This window comes from Halobacterium wangiae (assembly GCF_021249345.1).
In the GTDB taxonomy this organism is placed as follows: domain Archaea; phylum Halobacteriota; class Halobacteria; order Halobacteriales; family Halobacteriaceae; genus Halobacterium; species Halobacterium wangiae.
Genome location: NZ_CP089588.1, coordinates 71,506 through 92,110, shown reverse-complemented (window position 1 = coordinate 92,110; position 20,605 = coordinate 71,506). Strand labels below are relative to the sequence as shown.

Genomic DNA, 20,605 nt, shown 5'->3' with positions numbered 1-20,605 from the left:
GACGGCGCCGGTCGTCGCGGAAGCGACACCGGTAAGGCCGCGCCGCGCCGAGCACCCACGATGCCAGTCCCGTGCGTGCGCGTCCCCACGGAGGACGGCGAAGCCACCCGCCGCCGCCTCGCGGACGCCGACCTCGTCGACGGCGACCACACCATCACCGGCGAGGACGGCTTCCTCTACATCCCGGTCACCGACCCAGCGGCCGTTCCCGGGGACCTCGCGGTGGTCGACTTCGACGCGCCCGAGCGCCGCACGCAGACGAACCCCGCGGACATCCTCGGCTTCGAACCCAGCTACGAGCGCCTCGGCGACGTCGTCATCGTCGACGAGGACGACCCCGAGCGCGCCCAGCGTATCGCCGACGCCATCGTCCAGTCGGACGTGCGCGCGAGGACGGTGGTCAACCGGGCGTCGAAGATCAAGGGCACCGAGCGCGTCCGCGACTGGGACGTCCTCGCCGGCGAGAGCACTGAGTCGAGCGAGGCGAGACGAGGGTTGGAAGACGAGCAGGGCGAGTCTTCCAGTACTGAGACGGTCCACCGGGAGTACGGCTGCGAGTTCGAACTCGACATCGCCGAGGTGTACTTCTCGCCGCGCCTCGCGACCGAACGCCACCGCGTCGTCGAGCAAGTCGACGCGGGAGAGCAGGCTTTCGACATGTTCGCCGGCGTCGGCCCATACGCGGTGCCGATGGCCGCCGCGGGCGCCGACGTCGTCGCCACCGACATCAACGAGCGCGCCATCCACTACCTCCGGCGGAACGCCGAACGCAACGGGGTCGCCGACCGCGTCACCGCCATCGCCGGGGACGTGAGGGACCTCGCCGGCGACTACGAGAACTGGGCCGACCGCGTCGTGATGAACCTCCCCCACACCGCGGAGGAGTTCCTCGACACCGCCGTCGCGCTCGCGGGCGACGACTGCGTGCTCCACCTCTACGACATCCAGCACGAGGACGACCCGTACGGCCCTGCGGAGGCGGCGATCCGCGAAGCCGCCGAACCCGCCTACGACGTGACCGTCGAGACCCATCGCTCCGTGCGGTCGTACGCGCCCCACGAACTCAACGTCGTCGTGGACGCCCGTCTCACCCGCCGGTGATTCGCAAGCCTTATTTCTCGTATGCGGCTACGGTAGGATGCGCACAGGAAGTGACGTGCGCCGGTATAGCTCAGACTGGTAGAGCGATTCCTTCGTAAGGAATAGGCCAAGGGTTCAAATCCCTTTACCGGCTTCAGGAACGACGCTTCGAATCCGTTCTCCCGTTCTACTCGGAATCCACACTGGTATCGCGGAACCCCCGTACAGCTATCCGCCGGTCGATTCGATACTGACGTCGAACTAAGCACCTGGCGGGAGTAACTGTCGTATGGGAGAGACAGCACGTCCGACGATCGGCGACACGTCCATCTCCGCGGGGAACCCCTGGCTGTTCTTCGCCGTGACGTACGCCATCACGTGGAGCTTCTGGCTGGCAGCGATCGCCCTCGGGGTGCGCTTCGACAGCGCCGCGGGGCTCGCGCTGCTACTCGTGGGCCTCACCGGACCCGGAGCCGCCGGTGTCGGGTTCGTCTACCTCGTCTACGACGAGCGTGGGCGGGCGGACTTCTGGAACCGCATCAGGTCGGTTCGCCGAATCGGGGTCGCGTGGTTCCTCGTCATCCTCCTGGTCCCAACCGTCGTAACCGTCGTCGCTGGAGTCGTGGACGTGCTGTTCGGTGGCCCAGGCGCCACGCTGGATGAAGGGGTACAGGAGTTCGGCGTCACGCCACTGGCGATCCTGCCAGCGCTGTTCTTCGCGACGCTCCCGCCCATCCTCGAAGAACTGGGCTGGCGGGGCTACGCGCTAGACCGACTGCAGATGAACTGGTCGGCGTTGAGTGCCAGCCTGATCCTGGGTGTCGTCTGGGCGGTCTGGCACCTCCCACTGTTCTTCGTCGAGGGGTCGTTCCAGGCCGAGAGTGTCGGGTTCGCCACGACGGGGTTCTGGCTGTTCATGGTCGGAATCGTCGCGCTCTCGGTGACGTTCACGTGGGTCTACAACCACACCTCGCGCAGCATCCTCGGGATCATCCTGTTGCACGGATGGGTGAACTTCGTCTCCGAAACCGTCGTGGTCGGGGACCTGTTCTACTACGCTCACTGGGTGCTGCTCGCAGTGATACTCACAGCCGTCTGGGGGGCGAAGACCCTGACGAGTGACGAAGAAGTGCCACGACCACCCCGTCCTCACGACACTCGTACGTAACTGGTCGCCGAGGAATCTGCTCCGTCTCCTGCCGTTCGTCGTTCGGTGGCCGTCCGGCTCCCGCCCGGACTCAGAGCTCCATCCCCATCTGCCGCGCCATCCACTCCTCGCCTGCGCGGCCGACCATCGCGTCCCAGTCGCCGAAGCGCGTCCGTCCGGCGACGTAGTCGTCGAACTCGTCCTGGGGGACGTCCGCGAACGCCTCGCGGGAGTCGACGTCCCACTCGCAGGCGTCGAGGAACGCGTCGATGGAGTCGTCGTGGGTGTGTCGCTGCATGAAACCCGGCGGGAACATCTCGTCAAGCGGGAGGTCGGCCTGGCCCTCCATCGCCGCGGCCCGCTCGTGCATGTCGTCCAGCAGCGCGTCGATGTCCCCGGTGTCGCTCGCCATGCGGACGACGTACACCGGACCCGTTGAAAAAGGTTCTCGCCGGGGGCGCTCCGGTCGGCGCCCGGTCGCCTTAGCTGGCGCAGGACCAGAGTCCGGTGGCGTTCTCGCGCGCCCGCCGTTCGGCGGCCGCGAACGCGTCGCGCTGGGAGAACTCCGTGTCGTACAGTCGCGCGTAGCCGTCCTCGAGGAGCGCACGGTTGAACGAGTCGCCCTCGACGGTGACGTACGCGAGCAGGCGGTCGTAGCCGCCGCGGCGGTCGGCCTCGCCGTCGACGGTCACGGTGACGGTGGCGTCCGCGAGGCGTTCGTCGGCGAACCCGCTGGCGCGCTCGCCCCACGTCTGGAGGCAGGCGCGCCCGGCCTCGGTGTCCGGGACGCCCTCGAACTCGTCTGGGTTCACGTCGCCGTGGACCTCCGGCGTGTCGACGCCGAGCAGGCGGACCCGGTCCTCGGTACCGTCCGCGAAGCGCACGTCGAGGGTGTCGCCGTCGACGACGTGGACAACCGTCGCGGTGCGTTCGTCCGGCGCTGGCTCCTGTTCGACCAGCGACCCGGAACAGCCCGCGAGCGCGACGAGGACGACGACGGCGAGGGTGCGTCGGTTCACGGGGCGACGTTCGGCGGTCCGGCTTGTTAACGTTCGCGACGAGCGAGGGCGCCGACGCCCGTCAGCGCGAGCACGGCGAGCGCGACGCCGACCCCGAAGCCGGGAACCGGCGCCTCCGACTCGCCGACGGTGACGCGGACGGTCAGGTCGCCGACGCCGAGTTCGCGCTCCCCCCGTTCGTCGAGCGTGACCGTCCGGGAGCGCGTGACCGACTCGTCGGCCCCGAGCGTGACGTCGAAGCTCCCGACCTGCTGGCCGTCCACGGTGAGCGGGACGGTTCCCGTCGCGGGGTCGTCGGTCGGGTTCGAGAACGTCGCGGTGACAGAGACGTCCGCTCCGGGCGCGACCGCTGCCGGGGAGACGGAGAGGTTTTCGACGACTGGCTCGGCGGGTTGCCGGACTGTCACCTGGACGGTGTCCCTGCCGACCGTGAGGTTGTACGTGCCCGGCTCGGCGAACTCGTGCTGGAGGCGGACGTCGTCGCTCTGGGTGGGGTCGAGTTCGCCCCGCGCCTCGGCGAGTGGAGCGTCGTCGAAGGTGAGTTTCACGACGTACGTCCCCGCGGTGCCACCGTCGTTCGTCACCGTCGCGGACAGCGTGAGCGTCTCGCCGACGTAGACGGTGGGCTGGGCGCCCACCGACTCGTCGCGGAACGGCCCCGTGACGTCGTACGACAGACTGTCGTAGCGCATGCGCGCGGGCTGCGTGTCGAACGCCTCGGCGTGTTCGCGCTCGGACCACATCCCGGGGGTCGCGCTGGTCTCCGTGTACCGCTGTGCGTACTCGCGCGTCGACGACGAGGACACCGCGGCCACGGCGTCCAGCACGTCCGCGTTCGTCACCGGGCCGTCCTGGTCGTTCAGCCGCCAGACCACGTCGTCGGTCGTAGCGCCGCTGTCGGTTTCGAGGCGGAGTCGCCGGTCGATACTCCCCCAGACCAGGCTCCCCTTGAGGTAGTTCGCGCCGGCGGCCCACGTCTCCGGCCGGGCGAGCGTCGCGTCGCGCCACGGACTGCGCTCGCCGTAGCCGACGTACCGCTGGAACGAGTCGAACTCGACGAGACCGGCACGCATCGAGAGCGACGCCGCGTAGTACTCGGCGGCCGCCTCCATCGTCCAGCGTCCACTGGCCGCCGTCGTGTAGTCCTGGCGCGTGTGGACGTACTCGTGCAGCCAGACGTTCCCCGGGTCCGAGAGCGCCGCGTCGGCGAGTACCCAGGCGTCGTTGCCGCCGTACTCGACGCCCCTGACGCCCCAGTCGTCGTTCGCCGGCGCGGCGACGAACCAGACGTTCTCGTCCCGGGCGCCGACCCGAAGCCGACTCGACGCCGCCGCGAGCGCGTCGAGGACGTCACCGGGTGGCTCCGCCATCGTCGCGCGCTCGGGGACGACGAGCGTGAACGTCTGGCCGTTCGCCGTGCGGGTGTACTCCTCGACGTCGCCGAGGTAGGCTATCTCGCCGCCCGTCGAACCCGGGCCGTCGACGGCGACGTCCTCGGTGATCGTGACTGAGTCGGCGTTCCGCCAGCTCCACTCCGTGCCGAGCCCTGGGACGGTGACGAGCGCCCACTCGCCCGTGTCTGCGAACGAGTACGTTCCGTCCGCGGCTACCGCGGGCGAGCGCGCACCACTGGCCGACTGGTTCGCGAGTATCGAGAACCGGAGCGTCGCAGGGTCTGTGTTCCCGTCCCAGGCGTAGCGGTCGCCGTCCGGCGAGAACGACTTGCTCCTCACGTCGTGAGCCTCCGCGGGGAGTCGCACCTTCATCGACGTGAGTTCGTCGGGGACGTCGTAGGTCGCGGAGACGTCGATCTCACCGGGTTCGCCGGGCGTCCGGTGGAGCCGGATCGACTTCTCGATGGTCCGGGTGGTCAGCTGGGCGGCCGTCGACTGCGCGTCTGCAGCCCGGGACTGTTCGACCGCGGAGGAGTCGATAGCGTCGTCGAGGACCGGCGACGCCCCGGCGGCGGGACCGACAGCGAGCGACGCGACGACCAGCACCGACAGCGCCACCGCACGTATCATGGCCCCACCTGTGGGCCCGACGTACATAGGCGACGTGGCCGCGTCACTCCTCGTCGTTACCGCCGTCAGCCAGCGCGAACTGGCCGCTCTCGTCGTCGAGGGCGGCGAGTGCTGGAACGAGTCCGCCGGGAGTGACCCGGGTTCCCGTCGGTCCGTCGCCGACGACCAGGGCGTTCGCCGCTCGCCGCCGGAGCGCCGGGTTCGCCCCGAGTCCGGCGGCGTCGGCGGCGACGACCACGGCGTCGGCAGCGTCGACCAGTTCGCGAGCGCGCCCGACCCCGTCGTCGGCACCGGCGAACGGCGGGACGGTCACGACGTCCGCGCCGAACCGGCGGGCCGTCTCGTGGTCGACGTCGCCCTCGACGACCGGGCCGACGGTCACGACGACGCCAGCGTCCGCGAGGCGGCGAATCAGTGGCGCCCCAGTCTCACCGCCGCCGAGAACGTGCACGCGGCGGTCGACGCCGTCCTCGACGTCGGGGAGCGGCGTGACCGTGGGCGCGCCCGTCGTCGGGTCCGTGCCGACCGCGACTCGCGCGTCGAAGGCGTCTCTCACCGCGGCGGGGGTGAGGACGTCCTCGGGGCGCCCGGAGTCGACGACCCGACCGTCCGCCAGGAGGACGAGTTCGTCGCAGTAGCGCGCGGCCAGATCGAGGTCGTGGATGGCCGCGACGACCGCGCGGTCGGCGTCGTCGGCGAGACCACGGACGAGTTCGAGCGTCCGGATCTGGTGGTTCACGTCGAGGCTCGCCGTCGGTTCGTCGAGCAGGAGGACGGGCGCCTGCTGGGCGAGCGCGCGCGCCAACAGCACGCGCTGGGTCTCGCCGCCGGACAGCGAGGTGACGTCGCGGTCCGCGAACTGCGCGACCTCCGCGCGCTCCATCGCGCGGTCGACGGCGCCGGGGTCGTCGTCCGTACCGAACCGTGGGACGTGGGGGTGGCGCCCCATCTCGACGGTCTGGCGCACGGTGAACTCGAAGGAGACGTGGGTGTCCTGGGGGACGCTGGCGATGCGCCGGCTGGCGGCCTTCGATGAGAGCTCCTCGACCGCTTCGTCGTCGACGAGGACCGTCCCGACAGCCGGTTCGACGACGCCGTTCATCGCGCGCAGCAGCGTCGACTTCCCCGCGCCGTTCGGCCCGACGACGCCGACGAGGCGCCCGTCCGCCACAGTCGCGCTGACGGCGTCGAGGATCAGTTCGCCGCCCAGCTCCACGTCCACGTCCCGGACGTCGAGGGTCACAGCGCACGCACCTCCCGGTCGCGGAGCAGGTAGAGGAAGAACGGGGCGCCGACGAACGCGGTGACGATGCCGACGGGGAGTTCGGCTGCGCCCGTGCGGGCGAACGTGTCGGCGACGACGAGGAACGCGCCGCCGGCGAACGCAGACGTGGGGAGGAGGACGCGGTGGTCGGGGCCGACGAGCAGGCGCATCGCGTGCGGGACGACGAGACCGACGAAGCCGATGACGCCCGCGACGGCGACGGCGGCGGCGGTGACGACACTCGCCACCACGAGCAGCAGTCGCTTCGTGCGCTCGACGTCGACGCCGAGGGTGTGGGCGTCCTCCTCGCCGGCGAGAAGGACGTTCATGTCCCGCGCGTACGCGAACAAGACTACCGTGCCGACGAGCACCGTCGGGAGCGCGAGTTCGACCTCGTGCCAGCGGCTCCCGTTGAGGTGCCCCATCAGCCAGTAGATCGCCTCGCGGATGCTCTTCCCGGACTTCACGACGACGAAGGAGGTGACCGCGCCGAGGAACGTCTGGACGGCGATGCCAGCCAGCAGGAGCGTCGCGACGGGCGTGTGGCCGTCCTGTGTCGCGAGGAGGTAGACGGCGAACGCCGCGACGAGCGCGCCGCCGAACGCGGCCACCTGAACGCCGAACGGGAGGAGCGCGGGGAACGCGATGACGGTGACTGCACCCACCGCGGCGCCGGAGGAGACGCCGATGATAGAGGGGTCGGCCATCGGGTTGCGGAAGAACCCCTGCATGACGGCGCCGGCGACCGCGAGCGCGGCGCCGACGGTCGCGCCGAGCACGATACGGGGCATGCGGAGCTGGCCGACGATGTACTGTGCCTCGCCGGGGACGTCGAACTGGAGGGGGGAACTGTAGCCCACGTCGATGGCAGGCCAAGGGAGCGACCCGACGACGGGAAGCGTCGCCGAGTCGACGAACGGAGAGACCGAGGTGGGGACGGCAACCGTCTCCAGGGCCGCGAGGGCCACCTGGTCGACTGGGATGGAGGCGTGGCCCATGGTCGCACTGGCGAGCATGACTGCCACGAGGACGGCGAAGGTGGCGGCGGTCCAGAGACTCGCCCGGGTGAACGCGCGCATCACTACAACCGTATTTGCTTTAGACAAATATTTATTGCGTTAGTGGCCTCGGTGGTGTATGCACAGAACTGCAACTGCAGTTGGTGTAGTCCTACTGATTCTGAGTGCGGTGGTGCCGGCCGCGGGTGCCGCCGGCGCCATCGGTGCACAGGACGGCGGCGCACTGGAGTGTGAGTTCCCACTGACCGACTCCGACGCCAGCGACCACCAGGTCACTGTCGACGCGGAACCAGAACGCGTCGTCACGTTGAACCCGAGTGCAGCACAGACGATGTGGGAGATCGGCGGCCGCGAGAAGGTCGTCGGTATCTCGCAGTTCGGCGGCTACCTCGAGGGCGCCGAGTCGCGGGAGGTCGTGACCTCCGGCTTCCCGTCGACGGTGAACGTCGAGCAGGTCATCAGCCTGGACCCCGACCTGGTGCTCGCACCGAACACCATCGACAACGACTCGGTCCAGCAGATCCGCGGCGCCGGCATCACCGTCTACCGCTTCGAACTGGCCGACTCCGTCGACAGCATCTACAACAAGACCCAGCTCATCGGCCAGCTCACCGGCGAGTGCGCGGGCGCCGAGGAGACCGTCTCCGAGATGCGCGACCGCGTCCAGACGGTCGAGGAGGCCGTCGCTGGCGAGGAGAGACCCCGCGTCTACTGGGGGACGGAAGCCGGCTACACCGCTGGCCCGAACACCTTCGTCGGCCAGATAATCGAGAGAGCCGGCGGTCACAACGTCGCCAACGAGGCGAACACCAGCCAGCCGTACCCGCAGCTCTCCGAGGAGTTCATCGCCCAGCAGGACCCCGAGTTCGTCGTCGTCAGCGTCCCCCCGGAGCAACTCGGCAACGACTCCCGCTCGTACATCCCTCAGGACTCGGTCGTCCGGAACACGACCGCCTGGGAGGAGGGGAACATCGTCGTCGTGGACACGAACCACCTCAGTCAGCCCGCGCCGCGCATCGTCGAGCCGATGACGCAGATGGCCCAGGCGTTCCACCCCGAGGCGTACGCCGACGCTAACACCACGACCACGACGACTGCAGCGCCAACGACCACGACGGCCGACGCGACGACCACGGCCGACACCACTGACGACGAGTCCGGCGGCGGTGTCCCCGGGTTCGGCGTACCTGCCGCCGTCGTCGCCGTGCTCGGCGCCGCGCTGCTCGCTCGCCGGTAACGCGGCTCCGTCCGTCGCGGCACGCTCCGATACCATTTAACCGCGTGAACCGGTACGCTCCGCCATGGTCGAGAACGTCATCTGGCCCGCCTACTTCGACGCGACGCTCTCCCGCCGCGAGGGACGTCGCGTCCCCAGCTCGCTCGCGGTCGAAGAGCCGACCGTCGACGAGATCGCGACCGCTGTCCAGCAGGTCGGCTACGACGCCGTCGTCGAACGCGACGTCGCCTACCCCAGGCGCCACTGGGAGGGCTCGGGTCGCGTCCTCGTTAAGGACGCCGACGACGCCGGGAAGTCCGACCTCCTGCAGGCCGTCGCCGCGTACGTGACGGCGCTCCGGGACTGATGCGTCGCGCCGGCGACGTGGTGCGAACCGCACAGAACGTCGCGGTCGTGCGCTGCGACGACGAGCAGCACCCGGACATCGGGGCCAGCGTCGTCGACCAGAACCTGGACTCGGTCGGCCGCGTCGTGGACGTGTTCGGGCCGATCGAACGGCCGTACCTCTCGGTCACGCCGGACCGCGGCGTCCACCTGCCGGCGCTCGTCGGGCAGACGCTGTACGTCCGGTGACTGGTTCGCCCGAGTCGCAACACCAAAGCGGGGCGGGTGAGAGAACCTGGGTATGAATGACTCGACCCGCGTCGTCGCTGTGCTCGGCGTCGTCGTCGGCCTCTTTCTCGTCGTCCAGTTCGGCGCGCTCGCGCTCCTCGAACCGTTCGAGGACGCGGGCCTCCAGTCGACGGAGGACCCCCAGAACCCGCTCAACAGCGTCTTCTACGTCGGCTTCCTGCTGGTCGTCACGGCTGCGATCCTGCTCGTCATCAAGTACGATGTCCAGTGGATCCTCCGCGGATTCGTGCTGCTGACGAGCGGGTTCATCGCGTCCTACGTCTTCGGTGTCGCGCTCCCCGCCGTCGACGTCGCGGGCGTGAACCTCGCGGCGTACGTCCCCGCGGCCGTCCTCGTGGTCGCGCTGTACGCCTACCCCGAGTGGTGGGTCATCGACGGCGCCGGCGCCATCATGGGGATGGGTGCCGCGGCGCTGTTCGGCATCAGTTTCGGCATCCTGCCGGCGATCGTGTTGCTGACGGCGCTCGCCGTCTACGACGCCATCAGTGTCTACGGCACGGAACACATGCTGACGCTCGCCTCCGGCGTGATGGAGCTCAGGCTCCCGGTCGTGCTGGTCGTCCCGACGACGCTCGACTACTCCTTCCGCGAGGACGCCGAGGAGGTGGCCGAGTCGGCAGCCGAGGGCGAACGCGACGAATCGGGTCCGGACCGGGGCGCGTACTTCATCGGCCTCGGCGACGCCGTGATGCCGTCGATTCTCGTGGCGAGTGCCGCGTTCTTCCTCGACACGCCGGAGGTGTTCGGCGTGGAACTCGCCGCGCTGACCGCGATCGTCGGGACGATGATGGGGCTACTTGTCCTGATGCGGATGGTGTTCGAGGGGCGGGCGCACGCGGGGCTACCGCTGTTGAACGGGGGCGCCATCCTCGGCTACCTGGTCGGCGCACTCGCTGCGGGAATCCCGCTCGTGGAGGCACTCGGCCTCGCGCAGTGGGTGTAGGGCGAACAGGCGACGGCCGGTGGGCGCTCCGGGCGAGGCTGGCCGGAGCACTCACTGCGGTCTCGTGGAGGGTGCCGCCGCACTCCCGCTGGCCGCTCCACGCACGTTCTCAGGTCACGGGCGGGCCTGGTCCCGCTCTGGTACGTAAACTCTCGGACTACTCGCCGGTGAGCGCCTCGCTGGCCGGCGCGAACTCGATCTCGGTGCCCCGGCCGCGTTCGACCGCGCGCTCGTAGAGCATGTAGGCCGCGGCAGCCGTCTCGATGCCCGTGCCGCCGCTGTCGAAGACGGTGACGTCCTCGGGCGACTCTCGTCCCGTAGCGTGTCCGGCGACCACCTCGCCGAGTTCTGCGTGGACGTGGTCTGGCGTGACGACGCCCTCCTCGATCGCCTGGATGAACGACCCGGCGTCCTGCGTCGCGCGTTCACGGAGGTCAGGCACGTAGACGGAGCGCTCGATGGTGGCCGCGTCCAGTTCCCGCTTGTTCGGGTCGTACTGCCCCATTGCGGTGACGTGGGCGCCATCCGCGAGGTTCTCGCCGTCGAAGACGGGTTCGCTCGCCTTCGTTGCGGTGACGACGACGTCCGCCTCCTCGACTGCCGCCGCGCTAGACGCGACGGCTGCGACCGACGCGTCGAGCCGCTCGTTCATCTCCGCGGCGAACGACTCGCGGTGCTCCTTCGTCGGGGAGTACACCCAGACGGTGTCGAGGTCTCGCACGGTCGCCGTCGCGCGGAGCTGTCCCCGTGCCTGTGCGCCGCTGCCGATCACGGCGAGCGTGTTGGCGTCCTCGCGAGCGAGTGCGTCGACGCCGACGGCGCCAACGGCACCAGTCTTGAACGGGTTCATCCGCGCCCCGTCGACGATGGCGAGCGGTTCCCCCGTCGTCGCGTCGAACAGCGGCGTGACGAACCACGCGTCCCGCTCCTCGAACCCGGCGCTGTACATGTAGCCCCCCATCGCGCCGGTCTCCGGGAGGACGGCTGCGTACGCGGTGAACATGCCCGGCGGTGACTCGTTGAGGAGCTTCGTCCGCGGTTTCGCTGGCGCACCCTCGCCGCGCTGTCGGTACCCCTCCCGGACGGCGTCGACGTAGTCGGCGGGGTCGGCGAGGTCGGCGACGTCCTCGTCGGCGAGGAACAGCGTCTCGGTCATGTGCGTCGATTCGTCCGACAGCGGGTTAAGAATTGAGGCCGCCCGGGTCGCCGCGTCAGTCGGCGGGTTCGTACGACGAGTCGGGGGCGGCGTCGGTCGAGCTCGGTTCGTTGACGAAGAGTCCGTGTGCAACCAGTCCTGCCGCGACGACGCCGCCGAGGGTGACGGCCGTCGTGTTCGCCGCGCCAATCGCCGCGAGAACGGCGCTGACGCCGACGAGCGCGACCGGAATGAGAACGAGAAGCGCGTCGTAGTACCCGGTCATGGTTGTCCTACTGTTGTGCCCGAACCACAATAAAGGTTCCCCGGACTATTGGGAAATGCACTGCATAAGTTATGGCTCGTCGGCCGTTACGCACCAGATAACGCGAACCGTCTCCGGTTTGGACACGTCTATAACGCCCCACGTGGATGATGCAGACGATCGCAGTGAACCGCAACGACCGCGCCATCGTCGGCCTCGTCTCCCTCGCGCACGCGATGGTCCACACCTACGAACTCTCTATCCCCATCCTCATCCCGCTGTGGCTGGAGGCGTTCCCGGTCGACCGGGCGACCATCGGTGTCATCGTGGCCGTCGGCTACGGCCTGTTCGGCCTCGGCGCGCTCCCGGGTGGTGTGCTCTCGGACCGGTTCGGTTCCCGCCGCCTCATCGCTGGCTGTCTGTTCGGCATGGCGGCGTCCTTCGTCGTGCTCTCGTTCGCACCCTCGATTCTCGCCGTCGGATTCGCGCTCGTCTGCTGGGGGATCGCTGCGAGCGTCTACCACCCTTCGGGGCTCTCGCTCATTAGCACCGGTGTCGAGGCTCGCGGGAACGCGTTCGCCTACCACGGCATCGCGGGTAACGTCGGTATCGCACTCGGCCCGCTGGCGGTCACGCTGCTGTTACTCGTCGCGGACTGGCGGACGGTCGCCATCGTGCTCGCCGCCCCCGCCGTCGTCGCCGGACTCGTCGCCGTCCGTGTGCGCTTCGACGAGCGCGCGGCCGTCCCGGAGGCGGAAGCCGACGGCGGCGACTCGAAGGGCAGCGTCGGCGTCGGCTCCCTCTCGGAGTTCGTCGCCGAGTCGAAACTGCTGCTCGTCGGGCCGTTCGCGGCCATCCTGCTGGTCGTGATGCTCGACGGCCTCTACTACCGCGGCGTGTTGACCTTCCTGCCGAACGTGCTCTCGGAGTTCCCCGCGTTCGCGCCCGTCGAGTTCGCCGGCCGCGAGATAGAGCCCTACCGGTACGCCTACTCGGGACTGCTGATGGTGGGGGTCCTCGGCCAGTACGTCGGTGGTAAACTCACGGACCGCGTCTCGACGGAGCGCGCCATCGCGGTCAGCTTCGGCGCGCTCGTCGTCCTCGCGCTCGCGTTCCTCCCGGCGTCCGAGGTGGGTCTCGTCCCGCTGCTCGTGGTCGGCGCGCTCCTCGGGTTCACGCTGTTCGTCATCCAGCCACTGTACCAGGCGACGGTCGCCGTCTACACGCCGGCCGGCACCCGGGGGCTCTCCTACGGCTACACCTACCTCGGCGTGTTCGGCGTGGGCGCGCTCGGCGCGGCCATCGCGGGCGGCGTCCTCCAGTACGCCGGCCCGCCGACGCTGTTCGCGGTGCTCGCGCTGTTCGCCGCGCTCGCCGCCGGCGTCGCCGCCTGGCTCAGTTACCGGTGAGGTCGACGACGACGAGCGTCGCGAACCGCGTGACGGCGACGAACAGTCCGCCGAACAGCAGCGCGACGAGGAAGAACACGGGGTCCGCCTCGCCGGGGAAGTAGTCGGTGCCCCGCAGCACCTGCCCGACGAAGTCGGTGCCAAGCCACGACGCGACGCCCAGCACGAGCGCGCTGCGCGTCGACTCCAGTACTTCCGAGGCGTAGGCGCCGACCAGCGGCGCGACGACCAGCCAGCCGACGAGGAACGGGACCAGGACGCCGGCGTACCGCTCGGCGGTCAGCGACCCGTGTTGCATCGTTCCGACCAGAACGAGCGCGAAGACGGCCAGCAGGTCCCCGGGGAGGAACCGCACGAACGCCCGCGCGTCGACGTCGACGATGTTCATACGGCGCGGTTCTCGGCGGGGGATTATCCGTCTCCCGGTTCGACGCCGACCACCGTGTACGTGAACCCGCGCTCGAGGACGCGGGCGTCGAGGCCCGCCGCCGCGACTCCCGCGGCGAGTTCGTCGGGGGTGTCGAACGACGATTCGAAGCTGACGAGGTGCTCGACGGCGACCAGCAGTCGCCCTCGGACCGTCGCCGGGTGGAAGTCCCGAACCACGAGGACGCCACCCGGACGGAGCACTCGGCTGGCCTCCGCGACGGCCGCGTCCCAGTCGGGGAAGTGGTGGAGCGCGTCGACAATGGTGACGGCGTCCACGCTCGAATCGCGGACGGCGAGTCGCCCGGCGTCCGTCTGGAGCGTCGGTAGACCGTGGTCCCGGGCCTCGGCGAGCATCCCCCGGCTGGCGTCCGCGACCACTGCGTGCTGATCGAGAGCGCGGGCGACCCGTCCACTACCGCCACCGACGTCGAGGACCAGCTCGACGGGTCGCTCGGCGTGTGCGAATCCGGCCTCGATGTCCGCCCGGTCGGCGGACGGCATCGCGAGGTCGTAGACACCCGCGAACCGGTCGAAGTACGGCACGTCGTGCATACGTTCGGCACCGGGTGCCAGCCACGCAACTCTTTGCCCTCGGTTGCCAACGGTCGAGCGTGCGATACGCGGTGCTCGGCGACCCCGATGACGGACCGACGCTCCGCCTCGACTGGCGGGCGTTCAGCTACGCGGGCAAGTTCGTGATGTCCAGCACGGGGAAGGCGATCGCCTACCAGGGCGCGGCGCTCGCGGACCGGGAGGACTGGCCGCCGGCCGCTCGCGAGGCCGATGAACCAGTCTCGGACGTGGTCGGTGCCGTCTCGTTCAACGAGGACCGTACGGACGCGGCGTCGGCGTGGCTCCGGTACGTCACCGTCCACGAGGACCGGCGCGGCGACGGCGTCGGCGCGCGCCTCTGTGCGTTCGTCGCCGACCACCTCCACGACGACTACGACCGCGTTCGAATCGCCGTCAACAACCCGTTCGCCTACGAGGCGCTCCACAAGGCCGGATTCGGCTTCACGGGCGAGGAGACGGGTGTCGCGGAACTCGTCCTCGAACGTCCCGCAGCGGAACGGGACGCGAGCTACCAGGCGGGCCTCGACTGCTACCGCGAACGCGACCTCTCGGACGCCGAGTCGGCGTTCCTCGACCGCAAGCGTGGCGCGTCGCCGCCCGCGAGAGTCGACGGGTGACTTTTCACGGTGGCCAGCCAACTCCTCCGCGTGTCTCCCGTTTCGCTCGTCGCGCTGGCCGTCGGGTCGCTGTGCGTGGTAGTCGGCGCGGCCGCCGTGATCGTACCGACCAGAGTCGAAGCTGCCCTTCGGAGGGTGTTCCCGGGTATCGGCGGCGACGACCAGCAGTGGCGCGCCGCGGGCCTCGTCTCCGCCGGCGTCGGCCTGCTGTTGATCACTAGCGTCTGACTCACCCGTGTCCATACTCTCACTCCTCCTGTACGTGCTCGCCGCGCTCCACCTCCTCATCGGCGTCCCAGCGATGCTCGCGCCCGGGTTCGTACGAACGCGTCTGCCGCCGCGGTACGCCGAGGCAGTCGGCGAGCGCCGTCAGTGGCGCGGGTTCGGCATGGGAGTTAACTCGGTGGGCATCTCCCTGCTCGTGATCGCGAGCGCGCTCGGTTCGTGACTGAAGTTTCAAGCACGGGGGGCGCCAAGCACGCGTAATGGGTAACGCCGACCTCCGTCAACTCGCGGCCATCGAGGAGGTCCCCTTCGCGGCCGTGGAGGGGAGCGTGGTGGCCGTGGACGTGCACAACTGGCTGTACAAGTACCTCACGACGACGGTGCAGTGGACCCGCGACGACGTCTACACGACCACCGACGGCGTGGAGGTTGCGAACCTCGTCGGCGTCGTGCAGGGACTCCCGAAGTTCTTCGAGCACGACCTCACGCCGGTGTTCGTCTGGGACGGCGGCGTCACCGAACTGAAGGACGAGGAGATCGAGGAGCGCCGCGACCAGCGCGAGGAGTACGAAGAGCAGCTCGCGGACGCCCGCGAGGCCGGCGACCACCTGGAGGCCGCACGGCTCGACGCCCGCACGCAACGGCTCACCGAGACAATCCACGAGACGACCCGGGAGCTGTTCGACCTCCTCGACGTGCCGCAGGTCGAGGCGCCCGCGGAGGGCGAGGCACAGGCGTCGTACATGGCGCGCGTCGACGACGCCGTCGACTACGCCGGCAGCGACGACTACGACTGCCTCCTGCTCGGGTCGCCGCTGACGCTCCGCCAGTTGACGAGCAAGGGCGACCCCGAGCGCATGGACTTCCAGGCGACTCTCGACGAACACGACATCACGTGGGAACAGCTGGTCGACGTCGGCATCCTCTGCGGGACGGACTTCAACCCGGGTATCGACGGCTTCGGCCCGAAGACCGCGCTGAAGGCCATCCACGAGCACGGCGACCTCTGGGGCGTCCTGGAGGCCGAGGACGAGTACGTCGAGTACGGCGACCGCATCCGCGAACTGTTCTTGAACCCCGACGTCACCGACGACTACGCCATCCACACCGACCTCTCGCCGGACGTAGCCGCCGCTCGCGAGTTCGTCACCGAGCAGTGGGAGGTCGACGCCGACGAGGTCGAGCGCGGGTTCTCACGCATCGAGGAGGCAGTGACGCAGACCGGTCTCGACCAGTGGACCTGAGCGCGGCACGGCGTTACGGCTTGTAGTCCGGCGACTGGCTCTCGATCGTGTTCGATACCTTCCCGAGTTCCTCGCCGACCGTAGCGACGAGGTCGTCCAGGGTCACGATCCCGGTCAGTTTGCCGTCCTCGTCGACGACGGGGATGCGCCGGACGTTCTCGTCCTCGATGGTCCGCGCGACCGCGAGCTCCGGGTCGTCCTCGCGCAGCGTCACCGGGTCCTCGGTCATGATGTCCGTGACGTCCCCCGTCGCGAGATCGTCCATCCGGTTCAGCGCGAGCGCCACGTCCCGGTCGGTGACGATGCCCACCGGCTTCTCCTCGTCCGTGACGACGATGGCGCCGACGTTCTCGGACTCGAGCTGGTCGACGACGTCGCTTATCTTGGCGTCTTTCTCCACCGTGACTACGTCTTCTGGGCCGAGTTCGCCTACAGGCATAGTGACGAACCGTAGGCGACGAGCGACGGTAAGAATCGACCTTTCAGGCACAAGCGGGTTATACGCCGCGGCCCGGACCCACGCGCTTTTCTCGCCGGCCGACCGAGGCGGCGTATGGACCTCTCCGACGTCGAAGCACTCATCGAGGACGCGATTCCGGACAGCGAGGCGACGGTGACGAAGATGCGGGGCGACCACGACGAGGACCACCTCCGGGCGACGGTCGTCTCCCCGGCGTTCGAGGGCGAGCGCCTCGTCCAGCAGCACCAGCGCGTCTACGACGCCCTCGACGGCGTCATGACGACCGACGTCCACGCGCTCGAACTGTCGACGTACACCCCCGAGGAGTACGACGCGCGAGAGGACTGAAGCCAAGCGGCGAAGCTGAGTCGATTCGGTGGGTTTTACGCAGCCACCAATCCACGTTCTGCACATGAGCGAAGACTATCGAACGGAGCGGGACAGTCTGGGGGAGATGCAGGTGCCGGCAGACGCCTACTGGGGCGCGCAGACCCAGCGCGCCGTCGAGAACTTCCCCATCTCGGGCATCACCTTCGGACGCCGGTTCGTGCGCGCGCTCGGCGTCGTGAAGAAGGCGGCCGCGCAGGCGAACTACGACCTCGGCCTCCTCGACGAGGAGACGGCCGACGCCATCGCCGACGCCGCCGACGAGGTCATTTCGGGCGACCACGATGACCAGTTCCCCGTCGACGTCTTCCAGACCGGTAGCGGAACGTCCTCGAACATGAACGTCAATGAGGTCGTGGCGAACCGCGCCGCCGAGATCCTGGGCGAGGGTATCGGCGACCGAGCGGTCCACCCCAATGACCACGTGAACTACGGCCAGTCGAGCAACGACGTCATCCCGACCGCGATGCACGTCGCGGCGCTCGAAGCCGTCGAGAAGGACGTCGAACCGGCTCTGGAGGTGCTCCAGCACGCCCTCGACGAGAAGGCCGACGAGTTCGACGACGTCGTGAAGACGGGGCGCACCCACCTGCAGGACGCCACGCCGGTCCGACTCGGCCAGGAGTTCGGCGGCTACCGGACCCAGATCGAGAAGGGGCGCCGCCGCGTCGAGGACGTGAAATCGCGGCTGGCGGAACTCGCGCTCGGCGGCACCGCCGTCGGCACCGGTCTCAACACCCACCCGGACTTCCCGGGGAAGGCGGCGTCGTACATCAGCAAGGAGACCGGCATCGAGTTCCGCGAGGCCGACGACCACTTCGAGGCGCAGGCCGCCCACGACGCAATGTCGGAGGCCCACGGCGCGCTCCGCACGGTCGCGGGCAGCCTCAACAAGATCGCCAACGACCTCCGTTTGCTCGCCTCCGGGCCGCGCAATGGCCTCGGCGAGATCGAACAGCCGGAGAACCAGCCTGGCTCCTCGATCATGCCCGGGAAGATCAACCCGGTCGTCGCGGAGGCCGTCAACCAGGTCCACAAGCAGGTCGTGGGCAACGACGCCGCCGTGAGCGCGGGCGCCGCCGAGGGCCAACTCGACCTCAACCTCTACAAGCCCGTGCTCGCGTACAACTTCCTCCAGTCTGCGAGTATGCTCGCGAACGCCAGCGAGGTGTTCGCCGAGCGCTTCGTCGCGAAACTCGAGGCCAACGAGGAGCACTGCGAGCGCCAGGTCGACCGTTCGATGGCGCTGGCGACCGCACTCAATCCCGCCATCGGCTACGACAAGGCCAGCGAGGTCGCGAAGACGGCGCTCAAGGAGGGCAAGACCGTGAAGGAGGTCGTCGTCGAGAAGGGGTACCTCTCCGAGGCGGAGGCCGAAGACGCCCTCGACCCGGAGAAGATGACTCACCGCGGCATCCCCGGGCAGGACTGAGCAGCGCTCGCGACGCCAGGTAGGCTCCGCCTACTTTCTTAAGCCTCGTACCGAACCCGAACGCATGGAACGACTCGACTCGCGGATTCGTCTCATCTGGTTCGTCCGCGTCATCGTCTTCGCTACCGTCGCGGCCGTCGTCGTGGGTATCGCCGTCGCCAACGTCGGCTTCCTCCAGGTCGTCTCCCCCGTCGTCGCCGTCGCAGCGGTGTTCGGCTCCCTCGGCATCCTCGGCACCGTCCACCTCCTCCTGCGCTACCGCGCGTGGCGCTTCGAGGTGCGCGAGGACACGCTGTACATCGAGCGCGGCGTCCTCGTGAGCGTGCGCACGGTCGTCCCGTACGTCCGCGTCCAGCACGTCGACGCGCGTCGCGGGCCGCTCCAGCGCCTGCTCGGCCTCGGGAGCGTCGTCGTCTACACCGCGGGGTCCCGCGGTGCCGACGTGTCGATACCCGGACTCACGGCCGAACGCGCCGACGAAGCCCAGGAGACGCTCCGCCGCCTCGCCATCGAGAGCGAACCGACCGAGGGCGACGCCGGGGACGCCGTATGAAGCTCCACCCGCTGTCGATCCCGTACCGCGTCGTCTCCCGCGGCGTCGGTCTGGCGTGGGCGTTCCTCGTCGGTGGCGTGGCGCTCGCCCAGGGCGACCCCGTGTTGACGAGCGGCGCCGTCGTGCTCGCGGTGCTCGCCATCGCGGCCGTGGTCACCTACGAGGTGGCGTACTACCGCCGCTTCGAGTACGAACTCACGCCCGACAGCCTCGACATCTACTCGGGCGTCTTCTCCCGGCGGGAACGCGAGATTCCGCTCCGTCGCGTCCAGAACGTCGACGTCACGCGGTCGTTCGTCGCCCGACTGCTCGGTCTCGCCAAGGTCGAGGTGGAGACGGCTGGCGGGGGCGGCACGGAGGCCAGCCTCCGGTACGTCTCCCGCGAGGAGGCCCAGCGCCTCCAGGAGGAGGTCCGGGAGCGTCGCGCCGCCGCACAGGGCGAGACGGGGACGGAACGGACCACGGAGGAGGCGCCCGGAGAGCGACTGGCCGAGGGCCTGGCCGGCGAGGAGGAGACCGGGACGTCCCGTCGCGGCGAGACGCTGTTCGAGCTCTCGAACCGCGACCTAGCGCTGTACGGCGCGCTGTCCTTCGACCCGCGGCTGTTCTCCAGCGTCCTGGCGTTCGCGCCGTTCCTCGTCCCGTTCGTCAGCGACCGGGTCGAGATAACGCGGTTCGGCGTCGTCCTGCTCGTCGCGGTCGCCCTGGTCGGCATGGCCGCGCTGTGGCTGGTCTCGGCGCTCGCGCGCATGGTGCGCTTCTACGGCTTCGAACTCCGGCGCGTCGGCGACGACCTGCGCTACGAGCGCGGGCTCTTCGAGGTCAGAGACGGCACCATCCCGCTGTCGAAGCTCCAGACGGTCTCCGTCGAGGAGAACGTCCTGATGCGGCGCTACGGCTTCGCGTCGCTGGCCGTCGAGACCGCGGGGTACGCCCCCGGGAGTTCGCCGAGCGGTGGCTCCGAGGCCGCCATCCCGATCGCCTCGCGCGAGGCGGTGTTCGAGATGGCGAACACCCTCGAGCCGTTCCACGCCTTCGACATCTCCCGACCGCCAGAACGCGCCCGGAAGCGCTACGTCCGGCGGTACCTGCTCGTCGGTGTCGGTCTGCTCGCCGTCGGCTACGCGATCAGTCGGTTCCTCGTCTCGTTCCCGTGGTCGGCGCTCGTCCCGCTGCTCGTGCTGGCGGTTCCCGCGGCCGAGCGCGCCCACCGGAACCGCGGCTACGACCTCGGGCCGGACCACGTCGTCACCCAGACCGGGTTCTGGCGACGCCAGACCCGTATCGTCCCCTACGACCGCGTGCAGACCGTCATCCGGCGCCAGACCGTCTTCCAGCGGCGCTGGTCGCTCACCTCGGTCGTCGTCGACACCGCGGGCTCGCGCTCTATCGCGGGGAGCGACGCCGCCGCGCTGGACCGCGACGACGCAGAGGCCGACGAGATCTCCGACCGCGTGGAGTCACAGCTGCTGGCGGCGCTCGGGAGCGACTGAACGGTTTTTTACCGTTC

The 20,605-nt window shown here is 69.5% G+C and carries 25 protein-coding genes and 1 tRNA gene; 16 read left to right on the top strand and 10 right to left on the bottom strand.

The annotated features are described in order from the left end of the window. The first annotated feature begins 60 nt into the window (after positions 1-60). The 3 genes from LT965_RS00470 to LT965_RS00460 all read left to right on the top strand — a co-directional run bounded on the left by LT965_RS00470 (position 61) and on the right by LT965_RS00460 (position 2,248). Positions 61-1,101 (top strand): class I SAM-dependent methyltransferase, encoded by a 1,041-nt coding sequence (locus LT965_RS00470; RefSeq protein WP_232702050.1) that lies wholly within the window; start codon positions 61-63, stop codon positions 1,099-1,101. Positions 1,102-1,160: 59 nt separating this feature from the next. Further along, positions 1,161-1,234 (top strand) — tRNA-Thr (locus LT965_RS00465). A gap of 135 nt (positions 1,235-1,369) precedes the next feature. After that, positions 1,370-2,248 (top strand): CPBP family intramembrane glutamic endopeptidase, encoded by an 879-nt coding sequence (locus LT965_RS00460; RefSeq protein ID WP_232702049.1) that lies wholly within the window; start codon positions 1,370-1,372, stop codon positions 2,246-2,248. Positions 2,249-2,318: 70 nt separating this feature from the next. On the opposite strand, the gene LT965_RS00455 is transcribed toward LT965_RS00460, so the two are convergent. The 5 genes from LT965_RS00455 to btuC all read right to left on the bottom strand — a co-directional run bounded on the left by LT965_RS00455 (position 2,319) and on the right by btuC (position 7,613). Beyond that, on the bottom strand, positions 2,319-2,639 hold the full coding sequence (locus LT965_RS00455) for a hypothetical protein (protein WP_232702048.1): 321 nt from the start codon (positions 2,637-2,639) through the stop codon (positions 2,319-2,321). Positions 2,640-2,709: 70 nt separating this feature from the next. After that, complete coding sequence (locus LT965_RS00450; RefSeq protein WP_232702047.1) at positions 2,710-3,246, bottom strand: thermonuclease family protein; 537 nt, start codon at positions 3,244-3,246, stop codon at positions 2,710-2,712. 26 nt (positions 3,247-3,272) lie between these two features. Next, a complete protein-coding gene (locus LT965_RS00445) occupies positions 3,273-5,270 on the bottom strand; it encodes a COG1361 family protein (protein WP_232702046.1) in 1,998 nt (665 codons plus the stop codon). Between the two features lie 43 nt (positions 5,271-5,313). Then, positions 5,314-6,513 (bottom strand): heme ABC transporter ATP-binding protein, encoded by a 1,200-nt coding sequence (locus LT965_RS00440; RefSeq protein ID WP_232702045.1) that lies wholly within the window; start codon positions 6,511-6,513, stop codon positions 5,314-5,316. Next, positions 6,510-7,613 carry a vitamin B12 ABC transporter permease BtuC gene (gene btuC / locus LT965_RS00435; protein WP_232702044.1) on the bottom strand — a complete coding sequence of 368 codons (1,104 nt, stop codon included), beginning with the start codon at positions 7,611-7,613 and terminating at the stop codon, positions 6,510-6,512. Before btuC ends, LT965_RS00440 begins: the two co-directional genes overlap by 4 nt. A 58-nt stretch (positions 7,614-7,671) precedes the next feature. On the opposite strand from btuC, the gene LT965_RS00430 reads away from it, so the two are divergent. From LT965_RS00430 to LT965_RS00415, 4 genes are all read left to right on the top strand, one after another. Beyond that, a complete protein-coding gene (locus LT965_RS00430) occupies positions 7,672-8,790 on the top strand; it encodes a PGF-CTERM-anchored ABC transporter substrate-binding protein (protein ID WP_232702043.1) in 1,119 nt (372 codons plus the stop codon). Between the two features lie 64 nt (positions 8,791-8,854). Then, complete coding sequence (srp19, locus tag LT965_RS00425; protein ID WP_232702042.1) at positions 8,855-9,136, top strand: signal recognition particle subunit SRP19; 282 nt, start codon at positions 8,855-8,857, stop codon at positions 9,134-9,136. After that, positions 9,136-9,363, top strand: coding sequence for an H/ACA ribonucleoprotein complex subunit GAR1 (locus LT965_RS00420; RefSeq protein ID WP_232702041.1), 228 nt, complete (start codon positions 9,136-9,138; stop codon positions 9,361-9,363). The genes srp19 and LT965_RS00420 overlap by 1 nt, the downstream gene beginning before the upstream one ends. Positions 9,364-9,415: 52 nt before the next feature. Then, a complete protein-coding gene (locus LT965_RS00415; protein WP_232702040.1) occupies positions 9,416-10,366 on the top strand; it encodes a presenilin family intramembrane aspartyl protease PSH in 951 nt (316 codons plus the stop codon). A gap of 157 nt (positions 10,367-10,523) precedes the next feature. Here LT965_RS00415 and LT965_RS00410 read toward each other — a convergent pair whose 3' ends face one another. Beyond that, positions 10,524-11,522, bottom strand: coding sequence for an ornithine cyclodeaminase family protein (locus LT965_RS00410; protein WP_232702039.1), 999 nt, complete (start codon positions 11,520-11,522; stop codon positions 10,524-10,526). A gap of 55 nt (positions 11,523-11,577) precedes the next feature. After that, entirely contained in the window at positions 11,578-11,787 is a 210-nt protein-coding gene (locus LT965_RS00405; RefSeq protein ID WP_232702038.1) for a DUF8015 family protein, read from the bottom strand. Positions 11,788-11,933: 146 nt separating this feature from the next. Between LT965_RS00405 and LT965_RS00400 the strand changes: the two genes are divergently transcribed. After that, the gene (locus LT965_RS00400; protein ID WP_232702037.1) at positions 11,934-13,175 is read left to right on the top strand and encodes an MFS transporter; all 1,242 of its coding nucleotides are present in this window, start codon (positions 11,934-11,936) and stop codon (positions 13,173-13,175) included. Here the strand turns inward: LT965_RS00400 and LT965_RS00395 are convergent. Next, complete coding sequence (locus LT965_RS00395) at positions 13,162-13,563, bottom strand: DUF3054 domain-containing protein (RefSeq protein WP_232702036.1); 402 nt, start codon at positions 13,561-13,563, stop codon at positions 13,162-13,164. The two genes, LT965_RS00400 and LT965_RS00395, sit on opposite strands and share 14 nt — an antisense overlap. 23 nt (positions 13,564-13,586) lie before the next feature. After that, complete coding sequence (locus LT965_RS00390) at positions 13,587-14,156, bottom strand: class I SAM-dependent methyltransferase (protein WP_232702035.1); 570 nt, start codon at positions 14,154-14,156, stop codon at positions 13,587-13,589. 59 nt (positions 14,157-14,215) lie between these two features. Here LT965_RS00390 and LT965_RS00385 point away from each other — a divergent pair, with 59 nt between their 5' ends. From LT965_RS00385 to fen, 4 genes are read left to right on the top strand one after another with little or no spacing between them, the layout of a single operon-like run. Then, positions 14,216-14,794 carry a GNAT family N-acetyltransferase gene (locus LT965_RS00385; RefSeq protein ID WP_232702034.1) on the top strand — a complete coding sequence of 193 codons (579 nt, stop codon included), beginning with the start codon at positions 14,216-14,218 and terminating at the stop codon, positions 14,792-14,794. Between the two features lie 30 nt (positions 14,795-14,824). Next, positions 14,825-15,022 carry a hypothetical protein gene (locus LT965_RS00380; RefSeq protein ID WP_232702033.1) on the top strand — a complete coding sequence of 66 codons (198 nt, stop codon included), beginning with the start codon at positions 14,825-14,827 and terminating at the stop codon, positions 15,020-15,022. A gap of 7 nt (positions 15,023-15,029) precedes the next feature. Beyond that, positions 15,030-15,242 carry a hypothetical protein gene (locus LT965_RS00375; RefSeq protein ID WP_232702032.1) on the top strand — a complete coding sequence of 71 codons (213 nt, stop codon included), beginning with the start codon at positions 15,030-15,032 and terminating at the stop codon, positions 15,240-15,242. A 37-nt stretch (positions 15,243-15,279) separates the two neighbouring features. After that, positions 15,280-16,263, top strand: coding sequence for a flap endonuclease-1 (fen, locus tag LT965_RS00370; protein ID WP_232702031.1), 984 nt, complete (start codon positions 15,280-15,282; stop codon positions 16,261-16,263). A 13-nt stretch (positions 16,264-16,276) separates the two neighbouring features. Here the strand turns inward: fen and LT965_RS00365 are convergent, their stop codons facing one another. Further along, a complete protein-coding gene (locus LT965_RS00365) occupies positions 16,277-16,702 on the bottom strand; it encodes a CBS domain-containing protein (RefSeq protein ID WP_232702030.1) in 426 nt (141 codons plus the stop codon). 114 nt (positions 16,703-16,816) lie between these two features. Between LT965_RS00365 and LT965_RS00360 the strand changes: the two genes are divergently transcribed. The 4 genes from LT965_RS00360 (at position 16,817) to LT965_RS00345 (ending at position 20,588) form a co-directional block, all read left to right on the top strand. After that, the gene (locus LT965_RS00360; protein WP_232702029.1) at positions 16,817-17,071 is read left to right on the top strand and encodes a BolA family protein; all 255 of its coding nucleotides are present in this window, start codon (positions 16,817-16,819) and stop codon (positions 17,069-17,071) included. Between the two features lie 64 nt (positions 17,072-17,135). After that, a complete protein-coding gene (locus LT965_RS00355) occupies positions 17,136-18,542 on the top strand; it encodes a class II fumarate hydratase (RefSeq protein WP_232702028.1) in 1,407 nt (468 codons plus the stop codon). A 64-nt stretch (positions 18,543-18,606) separates the two neighbouring features. Further along, on the top strand, positions 18,607-19,095 hold the full coding sequence (locus LT965_RS00350) for a PH domain-containing protein (RefSeq protein WP_232702027.1): 489 nt from the start codon (positions 18,607-18,609) through the stop codon (positions 19,093-19,095). Next, the gene (locus tag LT965_RS00345) at positions 19,092-20,588 is read left to right on the top strand and encodes a PH domain-containing protein (protein WP_232702026.1); all 1,497 of its coding nucleotides are present in this window, start codon (positions 19,092-19,094) and stop codon (positions 20,586-20,588) included. Before LT965_RS00350 ends, LT965_RS00345 begins: the two co-directional genes overlap by 4 nt. The last annotated feature ends 17 nt before the right edge of the window (positions 20,589-20,605 follow it).